The following is a 25,905-nucleotide window of genomic DNA, read 5'->3' on the forward strand; positions in this document are numbered from 1 at the left end:
GTTCCCTGATCCCCGTTCCCCGTTCCCTGATCAGCGCAACCGCAGCGCCAGCCAGGACAGCAGGGCCAGCAGATTGATGCCCAGCCGCGACACGGCCGGCCCGGCCACCGCCAGCACGAAGCCCTGCGAACCGATATGCCAGTCCAGGCCCAGGTGCGGCGAGGACTGCAGGGTGGCGTAGATATTCACGAAGGCGCCGCAGTGCAGGCCGTAGCTGAGCACCGGCATGGCGATCAGCGGCAGCTGCAGCAGCTGGGCGATGCGCGAGAAGGTCACGCCGCGCTCGGTATTGCCCAGCAGCTCGAAGCCCGCCACCAGCACGAAGCCGTACAGCGCCAGCCCGATCACCGCCACGATCGAATCGTGCGTGCTGCCCAGCGGCAGCAGGCGGCGCAGCATGGTCACCAGGCCGTAGAAGCCGCCGGCGACTTCGAGGATGCCGATCAGGCGGAAAAGAAAGCTGCGCACGCGAGGGTTCCGTCGGCCAAAGAGCCGCAAGCTTAGCCGGACGGAACGGCAGTGCGTAGGTTGGGGTGAGCGCCAGCGAACCCCAACATGGGCGTCGCTAAGGTGCGGGTGTGTGTTGGGGTTCGCTGGCGCTCACCCCAACCTACGCCATCAGCACGCCGCGCGGTTCATCCACGATCGCATGCGGCACGAAGCGCGCCCCGTCCTGCGTCACCGGCGAGCGGTCCTCGCGGATGCCCATGCCGCAGGCGCGGTCGGCCACCACCCAGCTGCCGATCAGCGGAAAGGCGCCGCCCAGGTCCGGCAGCGGATGCCAGGCCTGGCGGATGCACGGCCCTGTGTAGGGGCCGCCGGTTTCCACGCGGCGCCCGTCCGGCAGATGCATGGCGACGTTGGCGCCTTCGCGCGAATGCAGCGGCTTGCGCACCCAGCCGGGCTGCAGCGCGGCGCCGTCGTCGAACGCGGCGGGCAGCAGGTTGGGGTGGCCGCGGTGCTTTTCCCACAGCAGGGGCAGGATGCCCTTGTTGCTGAGCACGGCCTTCCACGGCGGTTCGATCAGTTGCAGGCGCGACGCCGGCAGATGGCGGCCGAACTCCTCGCGGAACAGATCCTCCAGCGGATACAGCTTGAACAGCGCGCCGATCACGCGGTCGTCCAGGTCGGTGAAGCGCCCGTCCGCGCTGATGCCGATGTCTTCGATGGCGATCTCGCCGCTGTCGACGCCGGCCTGCAGCGCGCAGTCGCGCAGATAGCCGACGGTGCCCTGATCCTCCGCCGACTCACGCAATGCGGCGAACAGGAACGGCCGCGCGATGTCGCGCGCGATCGCGCCGAAGGCTTCGACCAGGGCTTCCTGGATGGAATTGAACTGGTCCGCGCCGGCGGGCAGGCCGTTGCGCGCGAGCTGGTCTTCCAGCCATTCCCACTGGAAGAACGCGGCCTCGAACAGCGAGGTCGGCGTGTCGTAGTTGAACTCGTACAGCTTGGCCGGGCCGCGGCCGTCGTAGGCGAAGTCCATGCGGCCGTAGAGATGCGGCTGGCGTTCGCGCCAGCTGCGCGCGATCCAGTCCCAGTACGGCTCGGGGATCGCCAGCCGGCGCAGCTGCTGCTCGCTGGCGACGATGCCGTCGACCAGGTCCAGCGCCATGGCGTGCAGTTCTTCGGTCGGCGCTTCGATGTCGTCTTCAATCTGGCGCAGCGAGAAGGCGTAGTAGGCCGACTCGTCCCAGTACGGCTCGCCGTCGATGGTGTGGAAGACGAAGCCGCAGTCCTCGGCGCGAGCGCGCCAGTCCGGCCGCTCGCGGATGGCGATGCGGCGCATCAGCTGCCGGCCCGGCCGCGGAAGGAGGAACCGAAGCCGCCGCGGCTGACGGTGACGGCGCGGTCGGGCGTGGCGCTCACCGGCACCATCGCGCGCGAACCGCCGCTGTAGGCGCTGTAGCCGCCCGCGCCGCCGCCTGGGGTGGTGCGGCGGTCGTTCGGATCGGGCTGCTGCCACTGGCCCGCGGTGTTGCGGAAGGCCGGCCCGCCGGTGAAGCCCGGGGTGACGCTGCCGTTGCGCAGCATCTGCGAGACGAAGAAGCCGGCCATCATCGGCCCGAAGAAGGAGTGTCCGCCGCTGTCGCGGCGTTCCTCGCAGCGGTCCCAGTCGTAGGTGGCCGCGCATTCCTGGCGGTTGGCGAAGCGCGGGCCGTTCTCGGCGGCGTCGGCCTTGGCCTTGGCGAAGGCCTGTTCGCAGGTGGCGCGGTCGCTGGTCTGCGCCACGCAGGCGTCCACCGAGGTGTACAGGCCCTCGCGGGTGGCCTCGTCGTCGCCGCAGGCGGTGAGGCAGAGCGGCACGCTGCTCATCAGCAGCAGGGCGGCGGTCCTTGAGCGTTTCATCCCGGCTTTCCCTTGGCGTCGGTCGCGGTAGCGAAGCGGCAAGCATGCCCGCGCCGGAGTTCGGAAGGAAGTTCCGCCCGGCAAGTTCTTTCGAGGGCGGGCGACATGGGGCGGTCACAATGCGACGGCGTTCATGACAGGGCGAAGTCCAGTCCCGACCTAGGGTTAGCCCCAGTAGGCGGCTCCCGGTGCGGGGTTCTCCAATAGCGGCTCCCCCGTTTTCTTCGTAAAGGCTTACGACCATGGCGATCCCGCGCGATCTCGGCATCCCCGCCTACACCCCGCCGCCGCCCCCGCCGCCGCCGCCGGAGAAGTACCGGGTGGAGCACGGCGACACGCTCGACGGCATCGCCAGGAAGTTCGGCACCAGCGTGGAAGCGCTGCAGCAGGCCAATCCGGCCGTTGCCGGCGGCCGCATCATGCCCGGCGACGTGCTGAAGATGCCTCCGGCGAACGCGCCGGCCGTGGCGGGCGTGCCGACGCCGGTGCCCACCCCGCAGCAGCAGGTGAACCGCGCGCTCAACAACTACAACGAGGCGGTGGCCGACAACCGCAGCGCGGACCTGCCCGGCCTGCAGGACAAGCTCGACCAGGCCGTCAACGACGAAGTGCAGGCGCGCCTGAAGGAACCGGTGAACGACGGCCTCACCCCGCAGCAGCGCAAGCAATTGGGCGAACAGCCGCCGAGCCTGGCCGAGCGCGAAAAGGCCGCGCGTACCGACATCCTCGGCCGCTACCAGGGCGATGCCGCGATCCAGCACGCGGTGGACAAGCAGGAGGCCGACAGCCTGGTCGCCGCCAACGACCGCGCCGGCTACACCTCGCCGAAGGACAAGCTGCTGGCGCTGGACACCTCGCTGAAGAACGCCAGCTCCGACCAGGTGCGCAAGCTGGCCGAAGCGAACCCCGGCTTCGCCAGGACCGTGCAGGACGCTGCCAACTGGGCCGCCCAGCCATACAAGGAAGAGCAGCTCACCAACAGCAACCAGATCGAGCCGAAGGCCAGGCAGGCCGACGAATCCGCCGGCCGCTACGCCGAGCTGATGGCGGGCTTGAGTTCGCCCGCCGCGCGCGCCTCCATCGCCGCGCAGGGGCGCACGCAGATGGAGCAGCTCACGCATTTCGCGTTTCTGTACGACAACGAGCAGCGCCACTCCGGCAACATCCTCACCAGCCTGTCCACCGTGGTGGGCACGCTGCGGCAGAGCGATCCGGCCGCGGCGCAATCGCTGGCGGACGATCTCGCCGGCCAGCTGCCCGACCCGCGCATCGTCGCCGGCGGCATGCATACGCAGTCGATGCTTACCTCGATGGCGGCGCAGTCGGACGATCCGACCCTGGCGCTGAGCTTCGTCGACAAGGTCAGCCACGGCGGCTACGAGCGCATCACCGGCCCCTGGGTGGAGCAGACCAAGGCCGAACTGTTCAAGACGGTGGAGAACACGCATTACCGCGTGGACGGTGCGATCGACTCGTACGTCAAGCTCACCGGCGAGTTGAACAGCCTGATCGCCAAGGAAGGCAAGTCGATGACGGCCGACCAGCTGAAGGCGGCGATCGACAAGTACAAGCAGATGAAGGGCCCGGACTGGGAGAAGCAGGTGGCCGATGCGCAGCAGCTGATCGCCGACGACGGCAAGCTGCTGCTCTCGCAGCAGACCGCGCTGGCGCAGTGGGCGGCAAACCATCCGGGCGACCAGAAGGCGGTGAACGACACCATCGGCAAGCTGCTCGGCAGCGACAACAACGCCGCCGCCATGCGCCTGGCCGTGCAGAACGATCCGACCATCCTCAAGGGCGAACCGGGCCAGGCCCTGCTCAACCAGTGGGCGCAATACGGCAAGGTCGCCGACCAGGCCGGCCGCAAGCTGACCCAGGAGCTGGGCACCAACTACGTCAAGGGCCGCCTGGACGACCTGCGCGAGCAGCTGTCCAGGAGCAATGACGTGGCGACGCGCACCAAGGTGATCCAGCAGCTCGACGACCTGGGCAACAACAAGTCGCTGGCGGTGGTGCTGGGCCTGGATGGCGACAAGGTCGGCAGCCTGAAAGAAGCCACCGACGTGCTGAAGGGCAATCTTTCCGACTTCGATGCGCTGGCCAAGGATGCCAAGACGCCGGATGCGCTGAACGAGTCGTTGAAGTCGGGCCTCAAGGACACCGACGGCAAGCTCGGCAAGATCAAGGGCTTCGACAACGGCACGGCGGTCAGCACGCTGTTCCGCGCCTTCAGCGTCGGCGCCGCGGGCCTGAGCCTGGCCAATGCCTTCGACAAGGTCGGTACCGGCAAGACCGGCACCGAGGAACTGCGCAACGACATGTCCGCGCTGATCGGCGCCGCCGGCTTCAGCCAGAAGACCGCGGGCCTGGTGACCAGCGTGGGCTGGGCGCCGAAGGAAAGCCTGTGGGGCACGGTGGGCCAGCGCTCGGTGGATCACTGGGTGAACATCTTGTCCGGCGGCATCGACATCTGGAAATCGGTCGACGCCTTCGGCAAGGGCGACGGTACCGAGGGCGCGCTGTACGCCACCACCGGCGTGGGTTCGATCATGTGGGCCGCGGGCAATGCCGCGGTCGGCGGCGAGGGCATGCTCGGCGCGGCGCTGGCCGGCGGGGCGGGCTGGGGCAGCTGGGCCGGCCCGATCGGCATCGGCCTGGTCGCGCTGGGCACGGTGGGCCTGATCGCCTACCAGAGCAAGAAGGACAACGATGCCGCCGTGCCGGGCCGCGAGGCCTTCCTGCAGGGCCTGGGCTACAACCAGAGCGCCGCGCAGGCGCTGGGCGCCTGGCACAGCAAGGACGACCAGCCGGCCGCCAACATGCTGATGCGCTACGGCGAACTGCACGGCATGAATGCGCAGCAGACCATGGCCTGGTTCAACGGCCTGGGCGCCGACCAGCAGAAGACCTTCGCCGGCGCGATGGTGTCCTCGCTCGATACGGTGGGCGGCGACCCGGCCAAGTTCCAGCGCACCGACCGCAACGACGGCAACTGGGACGACCTGGCGAACCACAACGGCCTGGTCGCCGGCAACGTCGACCACGGCCTGTTCGGCAGCGGCCCCGGCGTGCTGATGCGCGGCAGCATCATCGCGGGCAACCCGTTCCCGGTGAACAGCGAGGAGAAGCCGGCCTCGGCGCATCAGCTCGACGTGGTGCTGAAGAACGTGCTGGGCGTCGATCCGCCGCTGTATCACTGAAACCCGGCGACAGCCGGGCGCCGCTCAGGCGCCCAGGCTGTCCGCCAGTTCGTGCAGGTCGTCGACGTGCTGGTCCCACCAGCGCGCTTCGCCCGCAAACGGGAACGCCGCGGGAAAAGCCGGATCGTGCCAGCGCGCGGCGATCCAGCCGGCGTAGTGCAGCTGGCGCATCGCGCGCAGCGCGGGCACCAGGGCCAGTTCGATGCGGTCGAATTCGCGGAACTGCTCGTAGCCGGCGAGCAGCGCTTCCATGCCGGCGTCGTCGCTGGCGAGCATCCACAGGTCCTGCACCGCGGGACCCATGCGCGCATCGTCGAGGTCGACGAAGTGCGGGCCGCTATCGGTCCACAGCACATTGCCCGGATGGCAGTCGCCGTGCAGGCGCAGCTGGCGCACGGGGCCGACGGCTTCCATACGCAGCGCTACCGCTTCGTCCACGCGCTGCGCGGCGACGCGGTAGCGCGACTGCACATGCGCCGGCAGCAGCGGCGAGGCCAGCACGGCCTGCATCGGCTGTTCGATCAACGTGGCGCGGTCGATGCGGCCGCGCTGCGCGAACGGCGCGCGCGCGCCGATCAGATGCATGCGCGCGATCAGCCGCCCCAGCCATTCGAGCTGGTCGGCCGATTCCAGCGACGGCGCGCGGCCGCCGCGGCGCGGCGTCAGCGCGTAGCGGAAGCCGGCGTGATGCAGCAGCGTCCGTCCAGCGATGGTGAGCGGCGCGACCAGCGGCAGTTCCGCCTCAGCCAGCTCCTGCGCGAAGGCGTGCTCTTCGAGGATGGCCGCATCGCTCCAGCGCTGCGGGCGGTAGAACTTCGCGATGACCGGCTGCGCATCGTCGATGCCCACCTGCCACACGCGGTTTTCGTAGCTGTTGAGCGCGAGCAGGCGGCCATCGGGATAGAGGCCGCAGGCGGCGACGGCATCGAGGACGTGGTCCGGGGTGAGGGTGGCGTAGGGGGCGTCTTGGGACATCCGGCGATTATCGCGCAGCTCTCGCCTCCCTCTCCCCTCCGGGGAGAGGGCTGGGGTGAGGGGGACCTACGGAGCGATGAAGCGGGAACGCAAAAGCGAGCGACGCTTCGTCGATCTTCTTCCGCGAGCACCCGCCCCTCATCCGCCTGCCGGCACCTTCCTCGCTCCTCAAAGCCGCGCACATCCATGTGCGCTCCCCGCGTGCTCCCCTGCGGGGAGAAGGGCTCCACGATTACTTCAGTCCGACCACCCGCGACGGAATCACCGCCATCGTGATGCGCGAAATGCACACCAGCTCGCCGGCTTCGGTCTCGATGCGGATCTCCCACACCTGCGTGCTGCGTCCGATATGCACCTTGCGCGCGGTGCCCACCACGATGCCGCTGCGCACGCCGCGGATGTGGTTGGCATTGATGTCCAGGCCCACCGCGGCCTCTTGAGCCGGGTCCAGGGTAAGCATCGCCGCCGTGCTGCCCAGGGTCTCGGCCAGTACCACCGAGGCGCCGCCGTGCAGCAGGCCGTAGGGCTGGTGGGTGCGACGGTCCACCGGCATGGTGCCCTGCAGCCAGTCGTCGCCGACTGCGGTGAAGCGGATCCCCAGCGCTTCCATCATGGTATCGGGGCTCCAGCCGTTGAGGCGGTCGAGGCTTGTGTCCTGCTTCCAGATGGCTGTCATGGTTGATACTCCGCGGTGAAGACCGCATTGTCGGTCGACCGCTGTCGCCGCGACAATCGATCCGTGTTCACCGTCACCCTCAAGCAGTCCGGCCGCCGCTTCCCGGTCGAGCCCGGCGAAACCGTGCTGGAAGCCGCGCAGCGCGCCGGCATCGCGCTGCCGTATTCGTGCCGCGCGGGCGTCTGCGGCAGCTGCAAGGCCACCCTGCTGGAGGGGCGCTGCGAGTATCCGCGCAATCCTCCATTGGCCCTGAGCGGCACCTCGCCGGCCCAGCATGCGGTGCTGCTGTGCCAGGCGGAGCCGTGCGGCGACCTGGTGATCGCCGCGCGCGAAGTGACCTCGGTGGAAGACATCGCACGCCGCCGCCTGGACGTGGTGGTGGCGGAAAAAACCGCGCTGGCGCCGGACGTGGTCGGCCTGCGCCTGGAGCCCGCCCCCGGCGAGGCGCGGCTGAACTGGCTGCCGGGACAATACCTGGACGTGCTGCTGGAAGACGGGCGGCGCCGTCCGTTCTCCATCGCCAGCGGGCCGCGCGCGGACGGTTCGATCGAGATGCACGTGCGCCACGTGGCCGGCGGCGGCTTCACCTCGTGGGTGGCCGACGGTCTGCGCGTGGGCGACAGGCTGCGCATCGAGGCGCCGCTGGGCACCTTCGTGGCGCGCGAGGATTCGGAGCGGCCGATGGTGTTCATGGCCGGCGGCACCGGCTTCGCGCCGGTGAAGGCGATCGTGGAGCACTTCGTCGCACTCGGTACGCGCCGCCGGATCGAGATCTACTGGGGCGCGCGCAACGCCGCCGACCTGTACCTGATGGAGCTGGCGCGCGGCTGGGAACGCACGGCGCATGCGCTGCGCTTCCATCCGGTGCTGTCCGACCCGGAACAGGCCGCCGCCAGCGGCCTGCGCATGGGCCTGGTGCACGAGGCGCTGCTGGAAGACCTGCCGGACCTGTCCGGCCACGACGTCTACATGAGCGGCCCGCCGGCGATGATCGATGCCGGCCGCAAGCTGTTCCTCGACGCCGGCCTGCCGGAAGAGCGGCTGTACTACGACTCCTTCGAGTACGCGCCGGACGTGCTGGCGCAGATCCTGGCCGGCCGCGCCGGCCTGGTCCACGCCTGAGCCAGACGAAAAAGCGCGCCCCGGGGCGCGCTTTCCGCATCCAACGAAGGCGGGGCGGGGCCTTACTTGCCGCCCTTGGCCACCGGCAACTGCGCCTGCTGCCAGGCCAGCACGCCGCCGCCCAGGGTGTAGACCTTGCCGAAACCGGCCTTGATCAGGCGCTGCGCGGCCTTGTCCGTGCTGCGGCCGTCCTTGTCCATCAGCACCACCGGCAGTTCCTTGGCCTTGGCCAGGTCCTTCTGCTCGGGGTCGAACTGGCTCATGGCCACGTGGCGGGCGCCGGGGACGTGGGCTTTCTCGAAGTCCGCATAGGCGGACAGGTCGATCAGCAGTGGGCTCTCGCGGTTGATCAGCAGGGTGAGCCCGGCCGGCGTCAGCTCCTTGTACTTGCGCAGCAGGCGCATGATTTCCAGCACGATGATCGCCACCAGCAGGATCACGAACAGCGCGGCGAGCGCCAGATGGTTGCCGATGAACTGGGGCAGTTTGTGCAGGAAATCGTTCATGCGAATGGGGTCCGCGCGGGCGGTGATAGCGAGTCAGCCGGCGATTATAGGGGGTAAGCCCCTCTCCCGTCGGGCGAGGGGCTGGGGTGAGGGTGCGGGCGGAGCGCAAGAGCGATGTTCACCGCTCCGGCCGAACCCTCATCGGCCTGCCGGCGCCTTCCTCGCTCCTCAAAGCCGGGCACGGCCCTGTGCCCTTTCCGCGTGCTCCCGGAGGGCGAAGGGCCAGGTGTGGGAATGGAGGCGAGGCTTACTGCGCAGCCGTGATATCCGGCAACCCCGTCATCAGCCACCAATGGTTGGTTTCCGGGTCGTAATGCCAGATCTGCCGGTCGATCACCGTGCGCTCGGCCTGGGTGTTGTTGTTGACCATGCTGATGGCCACCACCTGGCGCACTTCGTTCTCGCCGCTGGGCGAGGGGCCGTTGCCGTCGTCGTAGCCGGTCACGCGGAACTGCTCGAAGCGCGACATCTGCAGCGGGGTCGGCGGGTGCTCGGCGCGCACCTTGGGGTCGACGAACTGCAGCGCATTGCCGAAATCGCCCCAGCGGACCACGCCGGCATAGGCATTGAGCGTATTGGTGAGGGACTGGTTGCGCTTGTCGGAGGCGCAGCCCGAAACCAGCAGGGTGAACAGCAGGACGGCAAGGACGAGCAGGCGGCGCATGGCGCATTCCCCCAAGAAAGACCCGCCCATTCTGCCGCAAGCGGCGGCTCGCCCGCTTCCTCAGTCCCGGCGTTTTGCGACGAAGCGCGCGCTCAAGGTGGCGGCGGGCTTGTCCGGCTGCTTGCCGGGCACCTGGCAGGCCACTTCGATGCGCGCGCGGCCGCGCGTGCGCAAGGTGTGGAAGAACGCGTCCCAGCTGGCGCCGTGGGCCAGGCGCGCCTCGCTGAGGAAGTCCTCCCACACCGGCGCCAGGTAATGCACGTTCGATTCGGCCACGAACACATCGCAGTCGAAGCCGCGGCGGCGCAGTTCCAGCTCCACCAGGCCCCAGCCGCTGAGCGTCATCAGGCTGACCAGGCTGCCGCCGAAGGCGCAGCCCTTGTCGTTGATGTTCGGCGGCAGCGGCGCGAGCACGGCCAGGTGCCCCTCGTCGTGGCTGTGCAGGCGCAGGTCCATGCTGTGCGCGAGGGGAATCGAGTCGCGGATGAAGGCGATCAGGTCCTGGGCGGACGAGGCGGTGATGCTCATACGAAAGATGCCGCGCGGGGAAACGGGGGATGGGGAGCCGCCAAGTCTAGCGTGGTCCCGGTGGCGCGGGATGGGCCGCAAGTCGCGTGGCGGCGCCGCAAGAACGCGCGCCATGCGCGGCCTCGGTACACTCCGGGTGTTTCCTTGTCAGGCAAGCCATGAGCCGAGCCAGCGCCCCTGTTCCCCGTTCGCTCGCCGGCCGCGCGGTGGTGATCACGCGGCCCGCCGGCACCGCTGCCGCGCTGGCGCGCCAGGTACGCGCGCTCGGCGGCGAGCCGCTGTCACTGCCGGGCCTGTCGCTGCGCGGCGCCGAGGATGCGCGCGGTGCCACCGCGGCGCTGCGCGCGGCGCTGCGCGATGAAGTGCTGGTCTTCACCAGTCCCGCCGCGGTGCGCTTCGCCGCGCGGCTCGCGCCGCTGCGCACGCGCGCCACGGTGCTGGCGGTGGGCCAGGGCACGGCGCGCGCACTGCGCCGGCACGGCATCGCGGCGATCGCGCCACAGCGGCAGGACAGCGAAGGCCTGCTCGATCAGCCCGCGCTGCAGGATCTGCGCGGACGCCGCGTGGCCCTGATCGGTGCGCCCGGCGGCCGCGGCCTGCTGCGCGAACAATTCGCCGCGCGCGGCGCGCAACTGCGCGAGCTGCATGTCTATCGCCGCGTGGCGCCGCGGCTGCTGCGCCGGCATGTCGACGCGGTGGCGGCGCTGCCGCGCTCGGCACGCGTATTGCTGTCGAGCGCCGAGGCGCTGGACAACCTGCGCGCCCTGTTGCCGCCCGCCGCCTGGAGCCGCCTGTGCGCCGCCACCGCCATCGCGAGCAGCGAACGGCTGGCTGCGGCGGCGCGGGCCGCGGGTTTCGCGCGCGTGCGCATCGCCGCGTCGGCCATGGCCGCGGATCTGCTGGCCGCCGCGGCGCGGCGCTAGTCCTCGGCGCGAAACGCACGCTTTTCACGCCCGTTTGATGCGAACCGGCGCACGCGGGCTGCTAGCATGGCGCGCATGAGCCAGGACAACGCCATGTCATCGAGCGGCGCGCCCGCGCCCGCCCCTTCCGCCGCGCCGCGCCGCGGCGGCACCGTCGCCCTTGCCACGCTGCTCGCGCTGGTCGCCCTCGGCGGCGCCGGCTACGTGGGCTGGCGCCAGTACGTGCAGGAAACCGGCGTACGCGGCGCTACGCAGACCGCCGCGGGACTGGAGACGCGCGTGGCCAACATGGAGCGCGCGCTCGAAGCGATGGAGAACGAGCGCGGCCTGCTGCGCCAGCGCCTGGGCGACGCCGACCAGGTCAACCGCTCGCTGCGCGAGGAGCTGCTCGGCCAGTCCGAGCGCACGCGCAATCTCGAAGACGCCGTCGCCAAGCTGTCGGACAAGACCTTGTCCGGCCACGACGGCATGCTGCTGGACGAAACCGAAACCCTGCTGCGCATGGGCAAGGAACGCTATGCGCTGTTCCACGACGCGCAGGGCGCCGCCGCGGCCTACGCGCTGGCCGACCAGACCCTCGCCGCGGTGAACGACGGCGCCTTCTCCGGCCTGCGCCAGAGCGTCGGCGCCGAACGCGAAGCGCTGGCCAGGAGCCAGCCGGCCGGCCAGGCCGCCGCGCTCGACGCGCTCACCGGGCTGCGCGCGGCTTCTGCCGCGTGGCCGCTCAAGCCGCTGGATCATGCCGAGGATGCCGCCGCCGCCGACACCGCATGGGCGCGCGTGCGCCGCTCGCTCGGCGACGTGATCCGCGTGCAGCGCACCAACACCGCGCCGCTGGCCGTGGCCGATGCGCGCTTTGCGCGCGAACTGGTCGGGCTGGACCTGGCGCAGGCGCAGGCCGCGCTGCTGGCTTATGACGCCGAGGGCTACGCGGATGCGCTCAAGCGCGCCGACGCCAACCTCGCCGCGCAGTTCGACGTCAACGCAGCACCGGTGCAGCAGGCACGCGCGAAGCTGGCCGAGCTGCAGCACCAGCTGCCGGTGGTCGCGCCGGTGCAGCTGGGCGCCGCGCTCAGCGAGCTGCGCAATCTGCGCGCGGTGCATGCGCTGCGTCCCGCCGCGGAAACGAAAGCGGAAGCGAAGCCCGAAGCCGGGGCCAGGCCATGAACCTGTGGCGCTGGATCCTGCTGCTGGTGGCCGTGGCCGCGGTCGCCGCGTTCGGCTGGCATTGGGTGGCCGCGGACCCTGGTTATGTGCTCGTGCAATTGCGCGGCTGGCAGGCGGAGATGTCGGTGGTCGCGGCCGTGGTCGCGCTGCTGGTCGTCTGGGGCCTGCTCGGGCTGGCCTGGCGGCTGGCGCGCTGGCCGTTCGGCGCGCTGTCGCGCCGCCATCGCCGGATCAGCCGGCAGCGCCTGGGCGACGGCCTGGTCGCACTGATGGAAGGCCGCCACGGCGACGCCGAGCGCGACCTCAACCGCGCCTCCCGCCTGGACAGCCTGCGCGGTCCCGCGCTGCTCGCCTCGGCGGAAGCGGCGTCGCGCCGCGGCGAACATGGCCGCGCGCTGGAAGCATTGGCCGAAGCCGGCCAGTCCTCGCCGCGCGCGGCGCGCGTGCTGCGTGCCCGCGTGCTGCGCCGCGATGGCAAGGCCGCCGAAGCGCTGGCGCTGCTGGCGCCTGAGGCCGACGCCGGCACGCTCAGCCCCGGCGGTTGGCGCGAGCTGGCCATCGCGGCGCTCGACACCGGCGATTTCCGCCGCGCCCGCGAGGCGCTGGAGCCGCTGCAGAAAAGCGGCGCGCTCGGCTCGAAGAATTACGCCGTGCTGGAAGGCCAGATCCTGTCCGCTTCGCTGCGCGCCGCGCCGGATGGCGCCGCGCTCAACCAGTTGTGGTCGCAGCTGCCGAAGTCGCAGCGCCGCGCGCCGGCCGCGATCGACGCCTATGCGCGCGCCGCGTCCGGCTTCGGCATGGCGCTGGCGGCGATGGACGAAGTGGAATCCGCGCTGCGCCGCGAATGGTCGCCGCTGCTGATCGAAACCTATGGCGTGCTGGGCGACGACAGCCTCGACGCGCGCCTGCGCCGCGCCGAAGGCTGGCTCGACACGCATCCGAACGATCCCTACCTGCTGCTCACCCTGGGCCGCATGTGCGTGCGGCTGAAGCTGTGGAGCAAGGCGCACGCGTACCTGGAGCGCTCGCTCGCGCTCAAGCCCACCGCCGAAGTGTGGGAGGCGCTGGGCGATGCCTATGCCGGCGAAGGCGACGACGCGCTGGCCAGGCAGTGCTACCGCAACGCGCTGGCGTTCCATCGCGGCGCCGCGGTGCTGCCGCTGCCGCAGGACAAGCTGCGCGGCCCGCGCCTGGATACGCGTCCGGTGGCGGTGGAAGAGCGCAGCGAACACGGCGTGCCGCGCCTGCCTCAATAAGGCGCCGCGGCGGCAAGGCAGGTTCAGCCCTTCGACACCGCCCAGGTAAGAAAGCCCGCGTTGACCGTGGTCAAGGTCAGCGCCAGCAGGAACAGCACGTCCGACACGCGCTCCAGCCGGTGATTGCGGCTGAGGCTGCGCGTGCGCAGCGCCCAGTACGAAAGCAGGCAGGCGAGCAGGTAGAGGATGGTGTTGAGCGCCAGCAGGTCGTTGCCGATCAGGTCGATGCGGCGCATCGAGACGGCCACGCGCAGGATGCCGATAACGGTGATGCACACGCCGACCATCGCGGCCGAGGCGGTGAAGATGTGGACGCAGATATCGTGGTCCAGCGGTTTCGTCTTGGGCGACCAGTTCATGGCGGCAGCTTGCGGGTGAAGACATGCTGGAGACCGGCGCTCCGCCGCCTCGGTTCGCGGACAGGTTCTTGCGTTCAGCTTGGGAAAGGGAATCGGGAATAGGGAATAGGGAATCGGAAGAGCGGGTCGCCACAAGTCTCGTGGTCACCTGCTTTCACCGATTCTCTATTCCCTATTCCCGATTCCCGACTCTCTGCCAAGCCGTCCGGGCCGGCTACAATTGCCCGATGGATGTCTCGCATTTGATCGACAAGCTCAATGACGCGCAGCGCGAAGCCGTCTGTGCGCAACCCGGGCACTATCTGGTGCTGGCCGGCGCGGGTTCCGGCAAGACCCGCGTTCTCACTCATCGCATCGGCTGGCTGACCCAGGTATTGCAGGTGCCGCCGTGGGCGATCCTGGCGGTGACCTTCACCAACAAGGCCGCGGGCGAAATGCGCGGCCGCCTGGATGCGCTGATCGGCGCCGGCACGCAAGGCCTCACCGTCGGCACCTTCCACGGCATCGCGCACCGCCTGCTGCGCCGGCACTGGCGCGAGGCGGGGTTGCCGGAAGGTTTCCAGATCCTCGACGCCGACGACCAGCAGCGCATCGTCAAGCGCGTGGTCGCGGGGCTGGGCCTGGACGAGGCCAAGTTCCCGCCGCGCCAGGCCACCTGGCAGATCAACAGCTGGAAGGACGAAGGCAAGCGGCCTGGCGGCATCGAGCATCGCGACCATCCGGTCACGCGCACCTTCGTGCAGATCTACCAGGCCTACGAAGAAGCCTGCCAGCGCGCCGGCCTGGTCGACTTCGCCGAACTGCTGCTGCGCGCGCACGAGCTGTGGCTGAAGAACCCCGCGGTGCTGGAGCATTACCAGCAGCGCTGGCGCTATCTGCTGATCGACGAATTCCAGGACACCAACACGCTGCAGTACGCGTGGATCCGCGTGCTCGCCGGCAGCACGGGCCAAGTATTCGTGGTGGGCGACGACGACCAGGCCATCTACGGCTGGCGCGGCGCCAAGGTGGAGAACGTGCAGCAGTTTCTGCGCGATTTTCCCGGCGCCAAGACCATCAAGCTGGAACAGAACTACCGCTCCACCTCCACCATCCTCAAGGCCGCCAACGCGGTGATCGCGCGCAATGGCAGCCGTCTCGGCAAGCAGCTGTGGACCGACGGCGAGGACGGCGAGCGCATCGCCGTGTATGCCGCGTACAACGAGCAGGACGAGGCGCGCTATGTGGTCGAGCGCATCCGCGAATACATCGCCGAGCATGGCGATGCGCGCGACTGCGCCATCCTGTATCGGTCAAATGCGCAGTCGCGCAACTTCGAAGAACAGCTGATCCAGCGCGACATCCCGTATCGCGTGTACGGCGGCCTGCGCTTCTTCGAGCGCGCGGAAATCAAGGATGCGCTGGCTTATCTGCGCCTGTCCGCCAACCGCCACGACGACGCGGCCTTCGAGCGCGCGGTGAACACGCCGCCGCGCGGCATCGGCGACCGCACGCTCGACGCGCTGCGCAAGCGCGCGCGCGGCGAAGGCACCTCGCTGTGGGAAGCGGCCTTGAACGAGCTGGCCGGCGGCCGCGAACTGGCCGGCCGCGCGAAGAACGCGGTGAAGGCCTTCCTGCAGATGATCGACGAGATGGCGCGCACGTTTAGTGGGGCGGGGAGCGGGGAACGGGGAACAGGGAACAGCGCGGGCGATACGGGTATGGGTGATAGCGCCCAGGTTCCCCGTTCCCCGTTCCCCGTTCCCTCGCTCGCTCTCTCAGAGCAGATGGAACACGCCATCACCCATACCGGCCTGCGCGACTTCTACGAGAAGGACAGCCGCGGCAATGCCGAATCGCGGGTGGAAAACCTGGACGAGCTGGTCAACGTGGCCAGCCGTTTCGAGCCGACCGCGGAAGATATCGAGGCGGGCCTGAGCGAACTGTCGGCGTTCCTCTCGCATGCGGCGCTGGAAGCCGGCGAAGGGCAGGGCGAATCCTGGGACGACTGCGTGCAGCTGATGACCCTGCATTCGGCCAAGGGCCTGGAGTTTCCCGTGGTGTTCCTGGTCGGCATGGAAGAGGGCCTGTTCCCCAGCCAGCGCTCGGTCGAGGACGAAGGGCGCCTGGAAGAAGAGCGCCGCCTGGCCTATGTCGGCATCACCCGTGCGCGCGAGCGGCTGGTGATCACCTATGCCGAATCGCGCCGCATGCACGGCGTGGAAATGCTGGCGCGCCCGTCGCGCTTCCTGGCCGAGGTACCGCCGGACCTGGTCGACGAAGTGCGCCCGCGCGTGCAGGTGACGCGGCCGCTGTATGCCGGCCGTTTCGCCGAATCGGCTTCGTCGTCGCTGCAGGAGGATCTGCCGGTGAAGCTCGGACAGCGCGTGAGCCATCCGAGCTTCGGCGAAGGCGTGGTGGTGAGCGCCGAGGGCAGCGGCGCGCATACGCGGCTGCAGATCAATTTCGAAGGGGCGGGGAGCAAGTGGCTGGTGGCGGCGTACGCCAACCTGACCCCTTTGTAGAAGCGCCGGCGTAGGTTGGGGTGAGCGCAGCGAACCCCAACGTGGCGTTTGCGTGGCGGTGACGTTGGGGTTCGCTGCGCTCACCCCAACCTACGCCTGGCGTTTTTGCTTCAGCCCTTGCGCACGAAGCCGCCGATGGCGAGCAACGCACCGACTACGATGCCGGCGATGCCCATCCACGTCGGCACCGCCTTGTCATGCGTCGCGGTGATCTTTGCCGAGCCCAGCTGCACCAGCGTGTCGGTCTGCTGGTAAAAGGCTTGTCCGGCCAGCACCCAGATGCCGGCGGCGACCAGGATCAGTCCAAGAACGATCAGTACAGCGCGCATGCGGGAACTCCTTTCGACACGGTGCGCCGATCATAGGCGGCCCACCGTGAAGGCAAAAGACGCCCCGCTCAGGCCAGCCGGGCGAACAGCAGACCGTGCGGCGGCAGGCGCAGTTCGCCGCCTTCCAGCGTGCCCTCGGCCAGCCCATGGCCGCCGATGCGCTCGCCGGCTGCCGGCAGCGCTATCGTCACGGGCGACGGACTGAGATTGAAGGCCGCCAGCACCGTCTGCCCCGCATGCGTGCGGGTAAAGGCCAGCACCGGCTCGGGCGCGTCGAGGAAACGGATATCGCCCCAGCGCAGTTCCGCCTGCGCATGCCGCCACTGCATGAAGCCGCGGAAGCCGTGCAGGGCGGAGGCGGGATCGAGCTCCTGCCGCGACACCGCCAAGGCGCGGTGGGCGGCCGGCACCGGCAGCCACGGCGCGCCGCTGCTGAAACCCGCGTTCGCCGTTTCGTCCCAGGGCATCGGCGTGCGGCAGCCGTCGCGGCCCTTGAAGGTAGGCCAGAAGGTGATGCCGTAGGGGTCCTGCAAGGCTTCGTACGGAACCTCGGCTTCGGTCAGCGCCAGTTCCTCGCCCTGGTACACGCACACCGAGCCGCGCAGCGAACACACCATCGCGGTGAGCAGGTTGGCCAGGCGCACCGACGCATCGCCGTTACCCCAGCGACTGAGCACGCGCTCCACGTCGTGATTGGAGATGGCCCAGCACGGCCAGCCTTCCGTCATCTGCGTTTCGAGCTGCTCCACCGTGCCGCGGATATGCGCCGCGCTGAAATCGTCGGTGAGCAGTTCGAAGCTGTAGCCCATGTGCAGGCGATGGCCGCTGGTGTATTCGGCCATGGTGGCGAGCGAGTCTTCCGAGGAGATCTCGCCCAGCGCCGCAGCACCGGGATAGCGATCGAGCAAGCCGCGCAGCTCTTCGAGAAACGCAAGGTTCTCCGGCTGCGTGTTGTTGTAGTAGTGGTACTGGAAAGCGTAGGGGTTGTCCGGACTGAAGCCGCGGCCCACGCGCATCGCCTGCGGCTTGGGCGGGTTGTCGCGCAGCTGGCGGTCGTGGAAGCAGAAGTTGATCGCGTCCAGGCGCAGCCCGTCCACGCCCTTGTCCAGCCAGAACCGGACGTTGTCCAGCACCGCGCGCTGCACGTCCGGGTGATGGAAGTTGAGATCCGGCTGCGAGGTCAGGAAGTTGTGCAGGTAGTACTGCCCGCGCCGCGGCTCCCACTGCCAGGCCACGCCGCCGAACAGCGACATCCAGTTGTTGGGAGGACTGCCGTCGTCCTTCGCGTCAGCCCACACGTACCAGTCCGCCTTGGCGTTGTCGCGGCTGGCGCGGCTTTCCTTGAACCATTCGTGCTGGTCCGAGGTGTGGCTGAGCACCTGGTCGATCATCACTTTCAGGCCCAGCGCATGCGCTTTCGCCAGCAGGCGGTCGAAGTCCTCGATGCTGCCGAACAGCGGATCCACCGCGCGGTAGTCGGCGATGTCGTAGCCGAAGTCGGCCATCGGGGAACGGAAGAACGGCGCGATCCAGATCGCGTCTACGCCTAAGCCCGCGATGTAGTCCAGGCGGTCGACGATGCCGGGCAGGTCGCCCACGCCGTCGCCGTCGGTATCCAGGAAGCTGCGCGGGTAGATCTGGTAGATGACGGCTCCGCGCCACCAGGGTGTTTCACTCATGTCCCGTAATCCCGAGGCTTTTCGCGCACGCGGCGGCAAGGCGGCGTGCAGGTTGCGGGGCAGCTTAAAGGCAGGCCACGGCGGCAACGGGTTTCATGCATACGTATTCAGGAAACGAGGATTTTGCAGCGCAGCACCATGCGTGCGGCATCCGCGCGGCCTGTGCGCGGACGTGGCTTGGATCGTGGCAAGTAGCGCCAGGCGCGGCATCGGTCGCAGGGGAAGCAGCGCCGGATGCAGGTGATCCGCAACGGCCGCGCCATCGGGTTTTTGTCATGAGTGCACAAAAAAACCCCCGCATGAATACGTATGCATAACTGCATCCCCTCCGGAAAGCCGGTCCTACCATGGCCGCCACGTGAAAACGCGATTCACAAGACAAGCCGGCCGCAGCACCCGCGCGAGCCTGCACCCGTAGTGACGATTCAAGCCCTGGGGAGGGGACAAGGTGATCCTGAAACGCAACGTATTGGCCATGGCGCTGGCGTCGGCCGGCTTGTGCTTCACCGTCGGCATCCAGGCGGCTCCGGCCGGCACCGGTAACGGTGCGCCCGCCGCCACGCAGCCCGCCGCATCCGCATCTGCCCAGGACGCGCCGCAGTCGAGCGCCGCGCAGACGTCCGATCCGCAGGACGGCCGCAAGAAGAGCAACGAAGAACAGCTCGCCAAGAGCCTCGCCGGCATCACCGTGACTGGCTACAGCAACAGCGTGCAGAAGTCGATCGACTACCAGCGCTACGCCGACACCATCCAGAACGTGATCACCTCGGCCGACATCGGCGGCCTGCCCGACCAGTCGATCGCCGACGCGCTGACCCGCCTGCCGGGCGTCTCGGCCGAGCGCATCGCCGGCCAGGCCTCGCAGGTGAATATCCGCGGCCTGTCGGGCAACTTCATCCAGACCACGCTCAATGGCCGCGAGCAGCCGTCCACCAGCGGCAGCAACTACATCCAGTTCGACCAGTACCCGTCCGAACTGATCAATATGGCCACGGTGTACAAGTCGACCCAGGCCTCGCTGATCACCGGCGGCGTGGGCGGCACCATCGGCATGCAGACGGCCAACCCGCTGGAAGCGCCGAAGGAGCAGAACCTCAATATCGATGCGCGCGGCAGCTATAACGATCGCGCCAACGACGTGGCCGGCGCCAGCGCCAAGGGCTATCGCATCAGCGCGGCCTACCAGGGCAAGTTCCTCGACAATACGCTGGGCGTCGGCCTGGGCGTGGCGCAGATGTACCAGCCGCATGTGTCCGAGCAGTTCGTGGGCGAAGCTTCGGACGGCAGCAAGTACACGCTGGCCGACGGCCGCCAGGCCTACCTGACGCAGGGCCTGCAGCTGCAGCAGAACGGCGGCAACGAGCGCCGCACCGGCGAGGTCGCCACCATCGTGTGGAAGCCCACCGACGAGCTCACCGTCAGCGGCGACGCGTTCTACTCGAAGTTCAAGAACACCTCGTTCGGCTACGGCTTCCGCACGCAGAACATCTACCAGAGCGGCGCCACCGTCACCAATGCGGTGCTTGGCCCCTACGGCACGATGACCGGCGGCACCGTGACCGGCAGCGGCGGCAACCAGCAGTTCTCCAACGAGACCACCGCGGACAACTACACGACCAAAACCAGCGTGTTCTCCAGCGGCCTGAACCTGAAGTGGAACCACGGCAACTGGCACGTGGATTCGGACGTGTCGCTGTCGCGCGCTTCCAGCAATCAGATCAATGTCGACACCACCGCCGATCCGTACGTGGGCCTGGGCACCTCCAGCCCGACGCTGGCGGCGCAGTCGGTGACCTACCAGCTGCGCGGCCGGCAGATCGGCAGCGTGTCGTACGGCAATCCGGGCCAATATACCGACCTGAGCACGCTGGGCCTGTCGCGCTACGGCGTGTATCCCTACATCTATCACGACAAGATGAAGGCGTTCCGCACCGACGTGAAGTACGACCTGCCCAACAGCTCGTTCCTGTCGGCGATCGAATTCGGCTTCTACGCGAACAACCACAACTACAACGCCGACCGCGAGGTCTATGTGTACGGCTCGGAGTGGGGCACCGACCAGAGCAAGGGCGTGCCGCTGACCATTCCGGCCGGCGCGGCCAAGCTGACCTGCTGGAAGGGCGACTTCTCCCGCTTCCCCTGCTTCATGCAGCTCAACGGCCCGGCGATCCTCGCCGCCCACGGCATCACCGCCAACCCGGTGAAGAACATCACCGACCAGAGCTGGTCGATGATCCAGAGCGGCCAGGTCGACGAGCAGACGCGCGACCTGTACTTCATGGCCGACATCGCCACGCAGCTGTTCGATCATGACCTGACCGGCAACATCGGCGTGCGCTATTCGCACCAGAACCAGAACAGCTACGGCCTGCAGCAGGTCGGCAACGGCGCCGGCGTGCCGATCACCGACGGCAACGGCAACACCAGCCTCGACTACGCGCCGCTCACCGTCGGCAAGAAGTACTCCGACTGGCTGCCGTCGATGAACCTGATCTATCACTTCACCGACAGCGACCAGGGCCGTTTCTCCGCCGGCAAGGTGCTGGCGCGCCCGCCGATCAACCAGATGATGGCCGGCTCCGGCTCGTGGGTGGACAACGGCCACTACAACGTCTGGGGCGGCACCAGTCCGAAGCTGGACCCGCTGCGCGCCACGCAGTACGACGCCACCTTCGAGCATTATTTCGACGATTCCACCGGCGTGATCAGCGGCGGCGTGTTCTTCAAGAAGATCAAGTCGTTCATCCAGGCCGTCACCTACAACAACTTCGACTTCGCCTCGGCCGGCATCCCGGTGCCGATCGACCCGGCCACCCAGAAGCCCTACCTCAACGGCCAGTACCAGACGGCCTACAACGCCAAGGGCGGCATCGTGCGCGGCGTGGAAGCGTCCTTCTCCAAGACCGGCTTCCTGCCGGGCGTGTGGAAGGGCCTGGGCGTGCAGGCCAATGTGGCCTACACCGACAGCTCGGTCAGCAATCCGACCACGCTGGGCGGCGCCACTTCGTACATCGGCCTGCCTGGCCTGTCCAAGCGCGTGGCCAGCCTGGCGGTGTTCTACGACAACGGTCCGTTCTCGGCCCGCCTGTCCGGCAACTACCGCTCGAAGTTCGCCTCCGATACGCAGATGTCGGTGACCAACCAGATGGTGACCTTCGCCTCGGAGACGGTGTACGACTTCCAGGCTTCGTACGACGTCAACAAGCAGTGGCGCGTCGTGTACCAGATGCTCAACATCAGCGACCAGCCGACCAAGACCTACTTCGGTTCGGATCCGTCGCAGACGGGCACCATCCAGTACTTCGGGCGCACCAGCTATCTGGGCGTGGAGTTCAAGCTGTAAGCAACGATAAGGAGAGTGTGGCGTCCATTGCGCACACTCTCCGAGTGATTCCCTTCTCCCGCTGGGAGAAGGTGCCGGCAGGCGGATGAGGGTGCGGCGAAGCCTCAACGTTGCGCGCTGGCCGAACCCTCACCCGCCTGCCGGCACCCTCTCCCGACGGGAGAGGGATTCCCTAGCCAGGGCGTAGAGGCTCGGCCTGGCGTACTGATTGGAGCAAGTCATGCCGCTGTTTCGCGCATTAAGCCGTTTGACCGCCGCTTTCGTTCTGGCTCTTGGCGTCGCTCACGCCGCCGACTCCACCCCGCCCGCCGCCGCCCCCTCCGCTCCGAAAAGCCAAGGCTCCGGCGTCTGGTACGAGATCTTCGTGCGCGCCTGGTACGACACCAACGGCGACGGCATCGGCGATCTCAACGGCGTCACCGCCAAGCTCGACTATCTGCAGTCGCTCGGCGTCAGCGGCATCTGGCTGATGCCGATCAACCCCTCGCCCAGCTATCACGGCTACGACGTTACCGACTACGAAGGCATCAATCCGCAGTACGGCAGCATGGCCGACTTCGAGCGGCTGGTGAGCGAGGCGCACAAGCGCGGCATCGAGGTGATCCTGGACCTGGTGATCAACCACACCAGCGACCAGCACCCGTGGTTCAAGTCCGCGCTGGATCCGAACAGCGAATACCGCCGCTGGTATACCTGGGCCGGCAAGGGCACCGACCTGAAAGCGATCAGCGCGGTGCTGAGCCCCGCCTGGCATGCCAACGGCAAGCAGTACTACCTGGGCGACTTCACCGGCGCCATGCCCGACCTCAACTACGACGAGCCGGCGGTGCGCCGCGAGATGATCGCGATCGGCAAGTTCTGGCTGGACAAGGGCGCGGACGGTTTTCGCCTGGATGCCGCGCGGCATATCTACGACGACCTCAAGAGCGACAACGGCAAGCCGGAACCGATCCGCAAGAACGCGCAGTGGTGGAGCGAATTCCGCCAGGGACTGCGGCAGACGCATCCGGGCGTGTACCTGGTCGGCGAAGTATCGGCGACGGTGCCCGGCGAACTGGCGCCGTATCTGCCGGCGCTGGGTTCAGTCTTCGATTTCCCGCTGGCCGCGCAGATGATCGCCAGTGCGGGACAGGAACGGGCCGGCAAGCTGCCCGCGCTGCTGACCGACACCTACGCCGCGTTCCATGCGGCGGCCGGCGACGACTACGCCGATGCGCCATTCCTCTCCAATCACGACCAGGTGCGCGTGCTGAGCCAGCTCGACGGCAACCAGCAGCACATGCGCACGGCGGCGGCGCTGCTGCTGACGCTGCCTGGCCGGCCGTACATCTACTACGGCGAAGAGCTGGGCATGCTCGGCCGCAAGCCGGACGAGAACCTGCGCGAGCCGATGCGCTGGCAGCGAACGCCGGGGGCGCCGGGGGACAGCCGCTGGAAGGCCTATAGCGCGAAGCAGGGCGGCGACGTGTCGGTGCAGGCCGAGCAGGATCAGCCCGATTCGCTGCTCAATCTGTATCGCACGCTGATCCATTGGCGCGTGGAAGTGCCGGCGCTGCGCGACGGCGGCCTGCGCGTGGTCGCCACCGGCAACCCGGCGCTGGTGGCTTATGAGCGCGCCACCGCGGACAGCCGCGCGCTGGTGGTGCACAACCTGTCGGGCAAAGCCGTGAGCTTCAAGCTCGATGCGGACAGCGCGAAGGCGTTCTCCGCGATCCGCCTGCATACGGCGCCGGGCGCGACGCTGGCGAACGGCCAACTTTCGCTGCCGGCCTATGCGACGGTGGTGTTGCAGTGAGCTTGCGCCGAAGTGCTGTGGTTTTCGCTTTGCTCGGAGCGTTCGCGATGACGGCGGCGGCGGAACCCACGGACGCGGCAGGACAGCCGCCGGCGCCGGCTTCGCTGCAGCTGGCGCAGGGCTCCGTGACCGTGCATTACCTCGCGCCCGATATCGCCAGGATTGCCTTTCTGCCGAACGATGGCGCCAAGCCCACGCCCACGCTGGTGATCGATCCAGCACTCGACGACAAGGCGCCGGCCGGCAGCGATGCCAGCCGGGCCGCGCACTGGGTGCTGCGCGATGGCGCCCTGGTGGCGCTGCGCGATGGCCATGAGCTGCTCAGCGTCGATCTCGCCGCGCTGGGCCGCGGCGAAGTGCGGGCGCGCCATGCCGCGGCCGATCCGTTGTACGGCATCCGCGGCTATGGCGCGTTCGAGCGCGCGGACGGCGGCCTGCAGCGTGCCGGCAAGCAGGTGGCCAAGGCGGGCGAGCAAGGCTTTGCCGGCGCCCCGTTCGTGTGGAGCACGGCCGGCTACGGCCTGCTGGCGGACGCGGAAGGTGCGAACTTCGCGCTCGACGGCGGGGAGCTTCGCGTACGTGGCCGCAAACAGCAGCCGATCCGCACGGTCTACGTGTTCCTTGGCCAACCTAAGGCCTTGTTCGCCGCGCTGGCGCGGGTGAGCGGACCTTCGCCGCTGTTTCCGAAATGGGCGATGGGCTTTACCAACAGCCAGTGGGGCATCGACCAGCAGGAGCTGCTGCAGCTGGTGGATACGTATCGCGACAGGCACATCCCGCTCGACAACTTCACCCTGGACTTCGACTGGAAGGCCTGGGGCGCGGATCAGTACGGCGAGTTCCGCTGGAATCCCGACAAGTTTCCCGGCGGCGCCGACGGCAGCCTGAAGACGGCGCTCGAGGCGAAGGGCATGCACCTGACCGGCATCATGAAGCCGCGCCTGCATGTGGATACGGCCGAAGGCCGCTATGCCACCGAGCACGGCCTGTGGTCGGCGAAGAGCAAGCCGGCGCCGGATTATTTCTCGCACAAGACCGTGCGCGACCTGGACTTCGACCAGCCCGCGGCGCGCACCTGGTTCTTCAACGACACCTTGAAGCACGCCTTCGATACCGGCATGGCCGGCTGGTGGAACGACGAGGCGGACACGCTGGACAGCGACACGCAGTTCCTCAACATGCAGCGCGCGCTGTACGACGGCCAGCGCGCCTACAGCCGGCAGCGCGTGTGGTCGATCAACCGCAACTTCTATCTCGGCGCGCAGCGCTACGCCTATGGGCTGTGGTCCGGCGATATCGCCACCGGCTTCGCCAGCATGAAGGCGCAGCGCCAGCGCATGCTCAGCGCGATCAATGCGGGCGCCATGCAATGGGGCATGGACGGCGGCGGTTTCCAGAAAAGCGGCAAGCAGGCCGATCCGGTAACGGGCGGGCTGACGCCGGAGAACTACGCGCGCTGGATCCAGTTCGGCGCGTTCACGCCGATCTTCCGCGTGCATGGCGAGCTGGGCATCAAGCGCCAGCCCTGGGTCTACGGGCCGGTGGCGGAGCGGGCCGCGGCCGCGGCGATCCGCCTGCGCTATGCGCTGCTGCCCTATATCTACAGCTACGAATACCAGCGCCGCGTTACCGGCGTCGGCCTGGTGCGGCCGCTGCTGTTCGGCTGGCCGGACGATGCGAACGTGCGTGAGGACGTGGACGCGTGGATGTTCGGCGACTATCTGCTGGCCTCGCCGGTGGTGGAGCAGGGCCAGGCATCGAAGGACATCTATCTGCCGGCCGGGCGCTGGTTCGACTACGCCAGCGGCAAGGCCTGTGACGGCGGGCAGAAGATCCATTACGCACTCGATGCGAAGACCTGGTCGGACCTGCCGCTGTTCGTGCGCGAGGGCGCCATCGTGCCGATGCAGGCGCCGGAGGATTACGTGGGTCAGCGGCCGCTGCGCGAAGTGGAGCTGGAAGTGTTTCCGTCCGCGCAGCGCACCAGCTTTCCTTACTACGACGATGACGGTGCAACCTACGGCTACGAGCAGGGCGAATACTTCCTGCAGACGCTGGCGGTGCAGCGTGCGGATCGAGGCGTGAGTTTTGAAACCGCCGTGCCGGAAGGAAGCTTCAAGCCCGCGCTGGGCTGGTATCTGGTGAAGGTGCATGGCATCGCCGCAGGCGCCGTGAATGAAGACGGCAAGGCATTGCTGCAAGTAACGGACGAGCGCGCCTTGCACGCACAAGAAGGCGCTGCATGGGCGCGCGGCAGCGACCGCTTCGGGCCTGTCACCTGGGTGCGCGTGCGGGCAGGGCAAAGCGCACACATCACGCTGGCAGCGCCGCACATCTAGCCCGTCATCCCGGCGCAGGCCGGGATCCAGTAGCGGAAACGCCTGGTTCGGCGAGCGCGTATCAAGGCTTTACCCCGGTGGCGATAAGGCAGTAACGAACCTCGTCGCCACTGGATCCCGGCCTGCGCCGGGATGACGGGCTATCGGCGACCGGCCTGGATCAGGCACAGCCGTAGGTGAAAGGGGGTTGT

At 68.5% G+C, this 25,905-nt stretch carries 20 protein-coding genes; 9 read left to right on the top strand and 11 right to left on the bottom strand.

Annotated elements, in window-relative coordinates; genetic code table 11:
* Positions 1–30: 30 nt before the first annotated feature.
* The 3 genes from FHW84_RS10510 to FHW84_RS10520 form a co-directional block, all read right to left on the bottom strand.
* Positions 31–468 carry a hypothetical protein gene (locus FHW84_RS10510; RefSeq protein WP_167255182.1) on the bottom strand — a complete coding sequence of 146 codons (438 nt, stop codon included), beginning with the start codon at positions 466–468 and terminating at the stop codon, positions 31–33.
* 142 nt (positions 469–610) lie between these two features.
* Positions 611–1,789, bottom strand: a complete 1,179-nt coding sequence (locus FHW84_RS10515; RefSeq protein ID WP_167255184.1) for a glutathionylspermidine synthase family protein — start codon at positions 1,787–1,789, stop codon at positions 611–613.
* Positions 1,789–2,349, bottom strand: a complete 561-nt coding sequence (locus FHW84_RS10520; protein ID WP_167255186.1) for a DUF1190 domain-containing protein — start codon at positions 2,347–2,349, stop codon at positions 1,789–1,791. Before FHW84_RS10520 ends, FHW84_RS10515 begins: the two co-directional genes overlap by 1 nt.
* 242 nt (positions 2,350–2,591) lie before the next feature.
* On the opposite strand from FHW84_RS10520, the gene FHW84_RS10525 reads away from it, so the two are divergent.
* On the top strand, positions 2,592–5,549 hold the full coding sequence (locus FHW84_RS10525; protein ID WP_167255188.1) for a LysM peptidoglycan-binding domain-containing protein: 2,958 nt from the start codon (positions 2,592–2,594) through the stop codon (positions 5,547–5,549).
* A 24-nt stretch (positions 5,550–5,573) separates the two neighbouring features.
* On the opposite strand, the gene FHW84_RS10530 is transcribed toward FHW84_RS10525, so the two are convergent.
* Together FHW84_RS10530 and FHW84_RS10535 are read right to left on the bottom strand one after the other, a co-directional pair.
* A complete protein-coding gene (locus FHW84_RS10530; RefSeq protein WP_167255190.1) occupies positions 5,574–6,524 on the bottom strand; it encodes a serine/threonine protein kinase in 951 nt (316 codons plus the stop codon).
* Between the two features lie 232 nt (positions 6,525–6,756).
* Positions 6,757–7,200 (bottom strand): hotdog fold thioesterase, encoded by a 444-nt coding sequence (locus FHW84_RS10535; RefSeq protein WP_167255192.1) that lies wholly within the window; start codon positions 7,198–7,200, stop codon positions 6,757–6,759.
* 63 nt (positions 7,201–7,263) lie between these two features.
* On the opposite strand from FHW84_RS10535, the gene FHW84_RS10540 reads away from it, so the two are divergent.
* Complete coding sequence (locus tag FHW84_RS10540) at positions 7,264–8,322, top strand: 2Fe-2S iron-sulfur cluster-binding protein (protein ID WP_167255194.1); 1,059 nt, start codon at positions 7,264–7,266, stop codon at positions 8,320–8,322.
* Positions 8,323–8,384: 62 nt separating this feature from the next.
* Here the strand turns inward: FHW84_RS10540 and FHW84_RS10545 are convergent, their stop codons facing one another.
* From FHW84_RS10545 to FHW84_RS10555, 3 genes are all read right to left on the bottom strand, one after another.
* Positions 8,385–8,828, bottom strand: a complete 444-nt coding sequence (locus FHW84_RS10545) for a rhodanese-like domain-containing protein (RefSeq protein ID WP_167255196.1) — start codon at positions 8,826–8,828, stop codon at positions 8,385–8,387.
* Positions 8,829–9,075: 247 nt separating this feature from the next.
* Positions 9,076–9,492 carry a hypothetical protein gene (locus FHW84_RS10550; RefSeq protein WP_167255198.1) on the bottom strand — a complete coding sequence of 139 codons (417 nt, stop codon included), beginning with the start codon at positions 9,490–9,492 and terminating at the stop codon, positions 9,076–9,078.
* Between the two features lie 60 nt (positions 9,493–9,552).
* The gene (locus FHW84_RS10555) at positions 9,553–10,020 is read right to left on the bottom strand and encodes a YiiD C-terminal domain-containing protein (RefSeq protein ID WP_167255200.1); all 468 of its coding nucleotides are present in this window, start codon (positions 10,018–10,020) and stop codon (positions 9,553–9,555) included.
* A gap of 158 nt (positions 10,021–10,178) precedes the next feature.
* Here FHW84_RS10555 and FHW84_RS10560 point away from each other — a divergent pair, with 158 nt between their 5' ends.
* The 3 genes from FHW84_RS10560 to FHW84_RS10570 all read left to right on the top strand — a co-directional run bounded on the left by FHW84_RS10560 (position 10,179) and on the right by FHW84_RS10570 (position 13,366).
* Positions 10,179–10,943, top strand: coding sequence for a uroporphyrinogen-III synthase (locus tag FHW84_RS10560; protein WP_167255202.1), 765 nt, complete (start codon positions 10,179–10,181; stop codon positions 10,941–10,943).
* Between the two features lie 75 nt (positions 10,944–11,018).
* A complete protein-coding gene (locus tag FHW84_RS10565) occupies positions 11,019–12,110 on the top strand; it encodes a uroporphyrinogen-III C-methyltransferase (RefSeq protein WP_243868060.1) in 1,092 nt (363 codons plus the stop codon).
* Positions 12,107–13,366 (top strand): heme biosynthesis HemY N-terminal domain-containing protein, encoded by a 1,260-nt coding sequence (locus FHW84_RS10570; protein ID WP_167255206.1) that lies wholly within the window; start codon positions 12,107–12,109, stop codon positions 13,364–13,366. Before FHW84_RS10565 ends, FHW84_RS10570 begins: the two co-directional genes overlap by 4 nt.
* A gap of 23 nt (positions 13,367–13,389) precedes the next feature.
* Here the strand turns inward: FHW84_RS10570 and FHW84_RS10575 are convergent, their stop codons facing one another.
* Positions 13,390–13,725: a hypothetical protein gene (locus tag FHW84_RS10575; protein WP_026634959.1), complete on the bottom strand. Its 336-nt coding sequence runs from the start codon at positions 13,723–13,725 to the stop codon at positions 13,390–13,392.
* A 227-nt stretch (positions 13,726–13,952) separates the two neighbouring features.
* On the opposite strand from FHW84_RS10575, the gene FHW84_RS10580 reads away from it, so the two are divergent.
* Positions 13,953–16,229, top strand: coding sequence for an ATP-dependent DNA helicase (locus FHW84_RS10580; RefSeq protein WP_167255208.1), 2,277 nt, complete (start codon positions 13,953–13,955; stop codon positions 16,227–16,229).
* A 110-nt stretch (positions 16,230–16,339) separates the two neighbouring features.
* On the opposite strand, the gene FHW84_RS10585 is transcribed toward FHW84_RS10580, so the two are convergent.
* Together FHW84_RS10585 and FHW84_RS10590 are read right to left on the bottom strand one after the other, a co-directional pair.
* Positions 16,340–16,558 carry a hypothetical protein gene (locus tag FHW84_RS10585; RefSeq protein WP_167255210.1) on the bottom strand — a complete coding sequence of 73 codons (219 nt, stop codon included), beginning with the start codon at positions 16,556–16,558 and terminating at the stop codon, positions 16,340–16,342.
* A 68-nt stretch (positions 16,559–16,626) separates the two neighbouring features.
* Positions 16,627–18,237 (bottom strand): alpha-glucosidase family protein, encoded by a 1,611-nt coding sequence (locus FHW84_RS10590; RefSeq protein WP_167255212.1) that lies wholly within the window; start codon positions 18,235–18,237, stop codon positions 16,627–16,629.
* 448 nt (positions 18,238–18,685) lie between these two features.
* Between FHW84_RS10590 and FHW84_RS10595 the strand changes: the two genes are divergently transcribed.
* The 3 genes from FHW84_RS10595 (at position 18,686) to FHW84_RS10605 (ending at position 25,714) form a co-directional block, all read left to right on the top strand.
* Complete coding sequence (locus FHW84_RS10595; RefSeq protein WP_167255214.1) at positions 18,686–21,580, top strand: TonB-dependent receptor; 2,895 nt, start codon at positions 18,686–18,688, stop codon at positions 21,578–21,580.
* A gap of 364 nt (positions 21,581–21,944) precedes the next feature.
* Positions 21,945–23,375, top strand: a complete 1,431-nt coding sequence (locus tag FHW84_RS10600; protein ID WP_343203590.1) for an alpha-amylase family glycosyl hydrolase — start codon at positions 21,945–21,947, stop codon at positions 23,373–23,375.
* Between the two features lie 47 nt (positions 23,376–23,422).
* Positions 23,423–25,714, top strand: a complete 2,292-nt coding sequence (locus FHW84_RS10605; protein WP_167255218.1) for a TIM-barrel domain-containing protein — start codon at positions 23,423–23,425, stop codon at positions 25,712–25,714.
* Positions 25,715–25,905 lie beyond the last annotated feature (191 nt).

Origin of the sequence: Dyella sp. SG562 (genome assembly GCF_011759495.1) — a bacterium.
GTDB classification, from domain to species: Bacteria; Pseudomonadota; Gammaproteobacteria; order Xanthomonadales; family Rhodanobacteraceae; genus Dyella_D; species Dyella_D marensis.

Excerpts from the sequence above, each read along its gene's own strand:
- FHW84_RS10515 (WP_167255184.1), bottom strand. The coding sequence starts at position 1,789 with ATGCGCCGCATCGCCATCCGCGAGCGGCCGGACTGGCGCGCTCGCGCC.
- FHW84_RS10520 (WP_167255186.1), bottom strand. The coding sequence starts at position 2,349 with ATGAAACGCTCAAGGACCGCCGCCCTGCTGCTGATGAGCAGCGTGCCG.
- FHW84_RS10525 (WP_167255188.1), top strand. The coding sequence starts at position 2,592 with ATGGCGATCCCGCGCGATCTCGGCATCCCCGCCTACACCCCGCCGCCG.
- FHW84_RS10530 (WP_167255190.1), bottom strand. The coding sequence starts at position 6,524 with ATGTCCCAAGACGCCCCCTACGCCACCCTCACCCCGGACCACGTCCTC.
- FHW84_RS10535 (WP_167255192.1), bottom strand. The coding sequence starts at position 7,200 with ATGACAGCCATCTGGAAGCAGGACACAAGCCTCGACCGCCTCAACGGC.
- FHW84_RS10545 (WP_167255196.1), bottom strand. The coding sequence starts at position 8,828 with ATGAACGATTTCCTGCACAAACTGCCCCAGTTCATCGGCAACCATCTG.
- FHW84_RS10550 (WP_167255198.1), bottom strand. The coding sequence starts at position 9,492 with ATGCGCCGCCTGCTCGTCCTTGCCGTCCTGCTGTTCACCCTGCTGGTT.
- FHW84_RS10555 (WP_167255200.1), bottom strand. The coding sequence starts at position 10,020 with ATGAGCATCACCGCCTCGTCCGCCCAGGACCTGATCGCCTTCATCCGC.
- FHW84_RS10560 (WP_167255202.1), top strand. The coding sequence starts at position 10,179 with ATGAGCCGAGCCAGCGCCCCTGTTCCCCGTTCGCTCGCCGGCCGCGCG.
- FHW84_RS10565 (WP_243868060.1), top strand. The coding sequence starts at position 11,019 with ATGAGCCAGGACAACGCCATGTCATCGAGCGGCGCGCCCGCGCCCGCC.
- FHW84_RS10570 (WP_167255206.1), top strand. The coding sequence starts at position 12,107 with ATGAACCTGTGGCGCTGGATCCTGCTGCTGGTGGCCGTGGCCGCGGTC.
- FHW84_RS10575 (WP_026634959.1), bottom strand. The coding sequence starts at position 13,725 with ATGAACTGGTCGCCCAAGACGAAACCGCTGGACCACGATATCTGCGTC.
- FHW84_RS10580 (WP_167255208.1), top strand. The coding sequence starts at position 13,953 with ATGGATGTCTCGCATTTGATCGACAAGCTCAATGACGCGCAGCGCGAA.
- FHW84_RS10585 (WP_167255210.1), bottom strand. The coding sequence starts at position 16,558 with ATGCGCGCTGTACTGATCGTTCTTGGACTGATCCTGGTCGCCGCCGGC.
- FHW84_RS10590 (WP_167255212.1), bottom strand. The coding sequence starts at position 18,237 with ATGAGTGAAACACCCTGGTGGCGCGGAGCCGTCATCTACCAGATCTAC.
- FHW84_RS10605 (WP_167255218.1), top strand. The coding sequence starts at position 23,423 with ATGACGGCGGCGGCGGAACCCACGGACGCGGCAGGACAGCCGCCGGCG.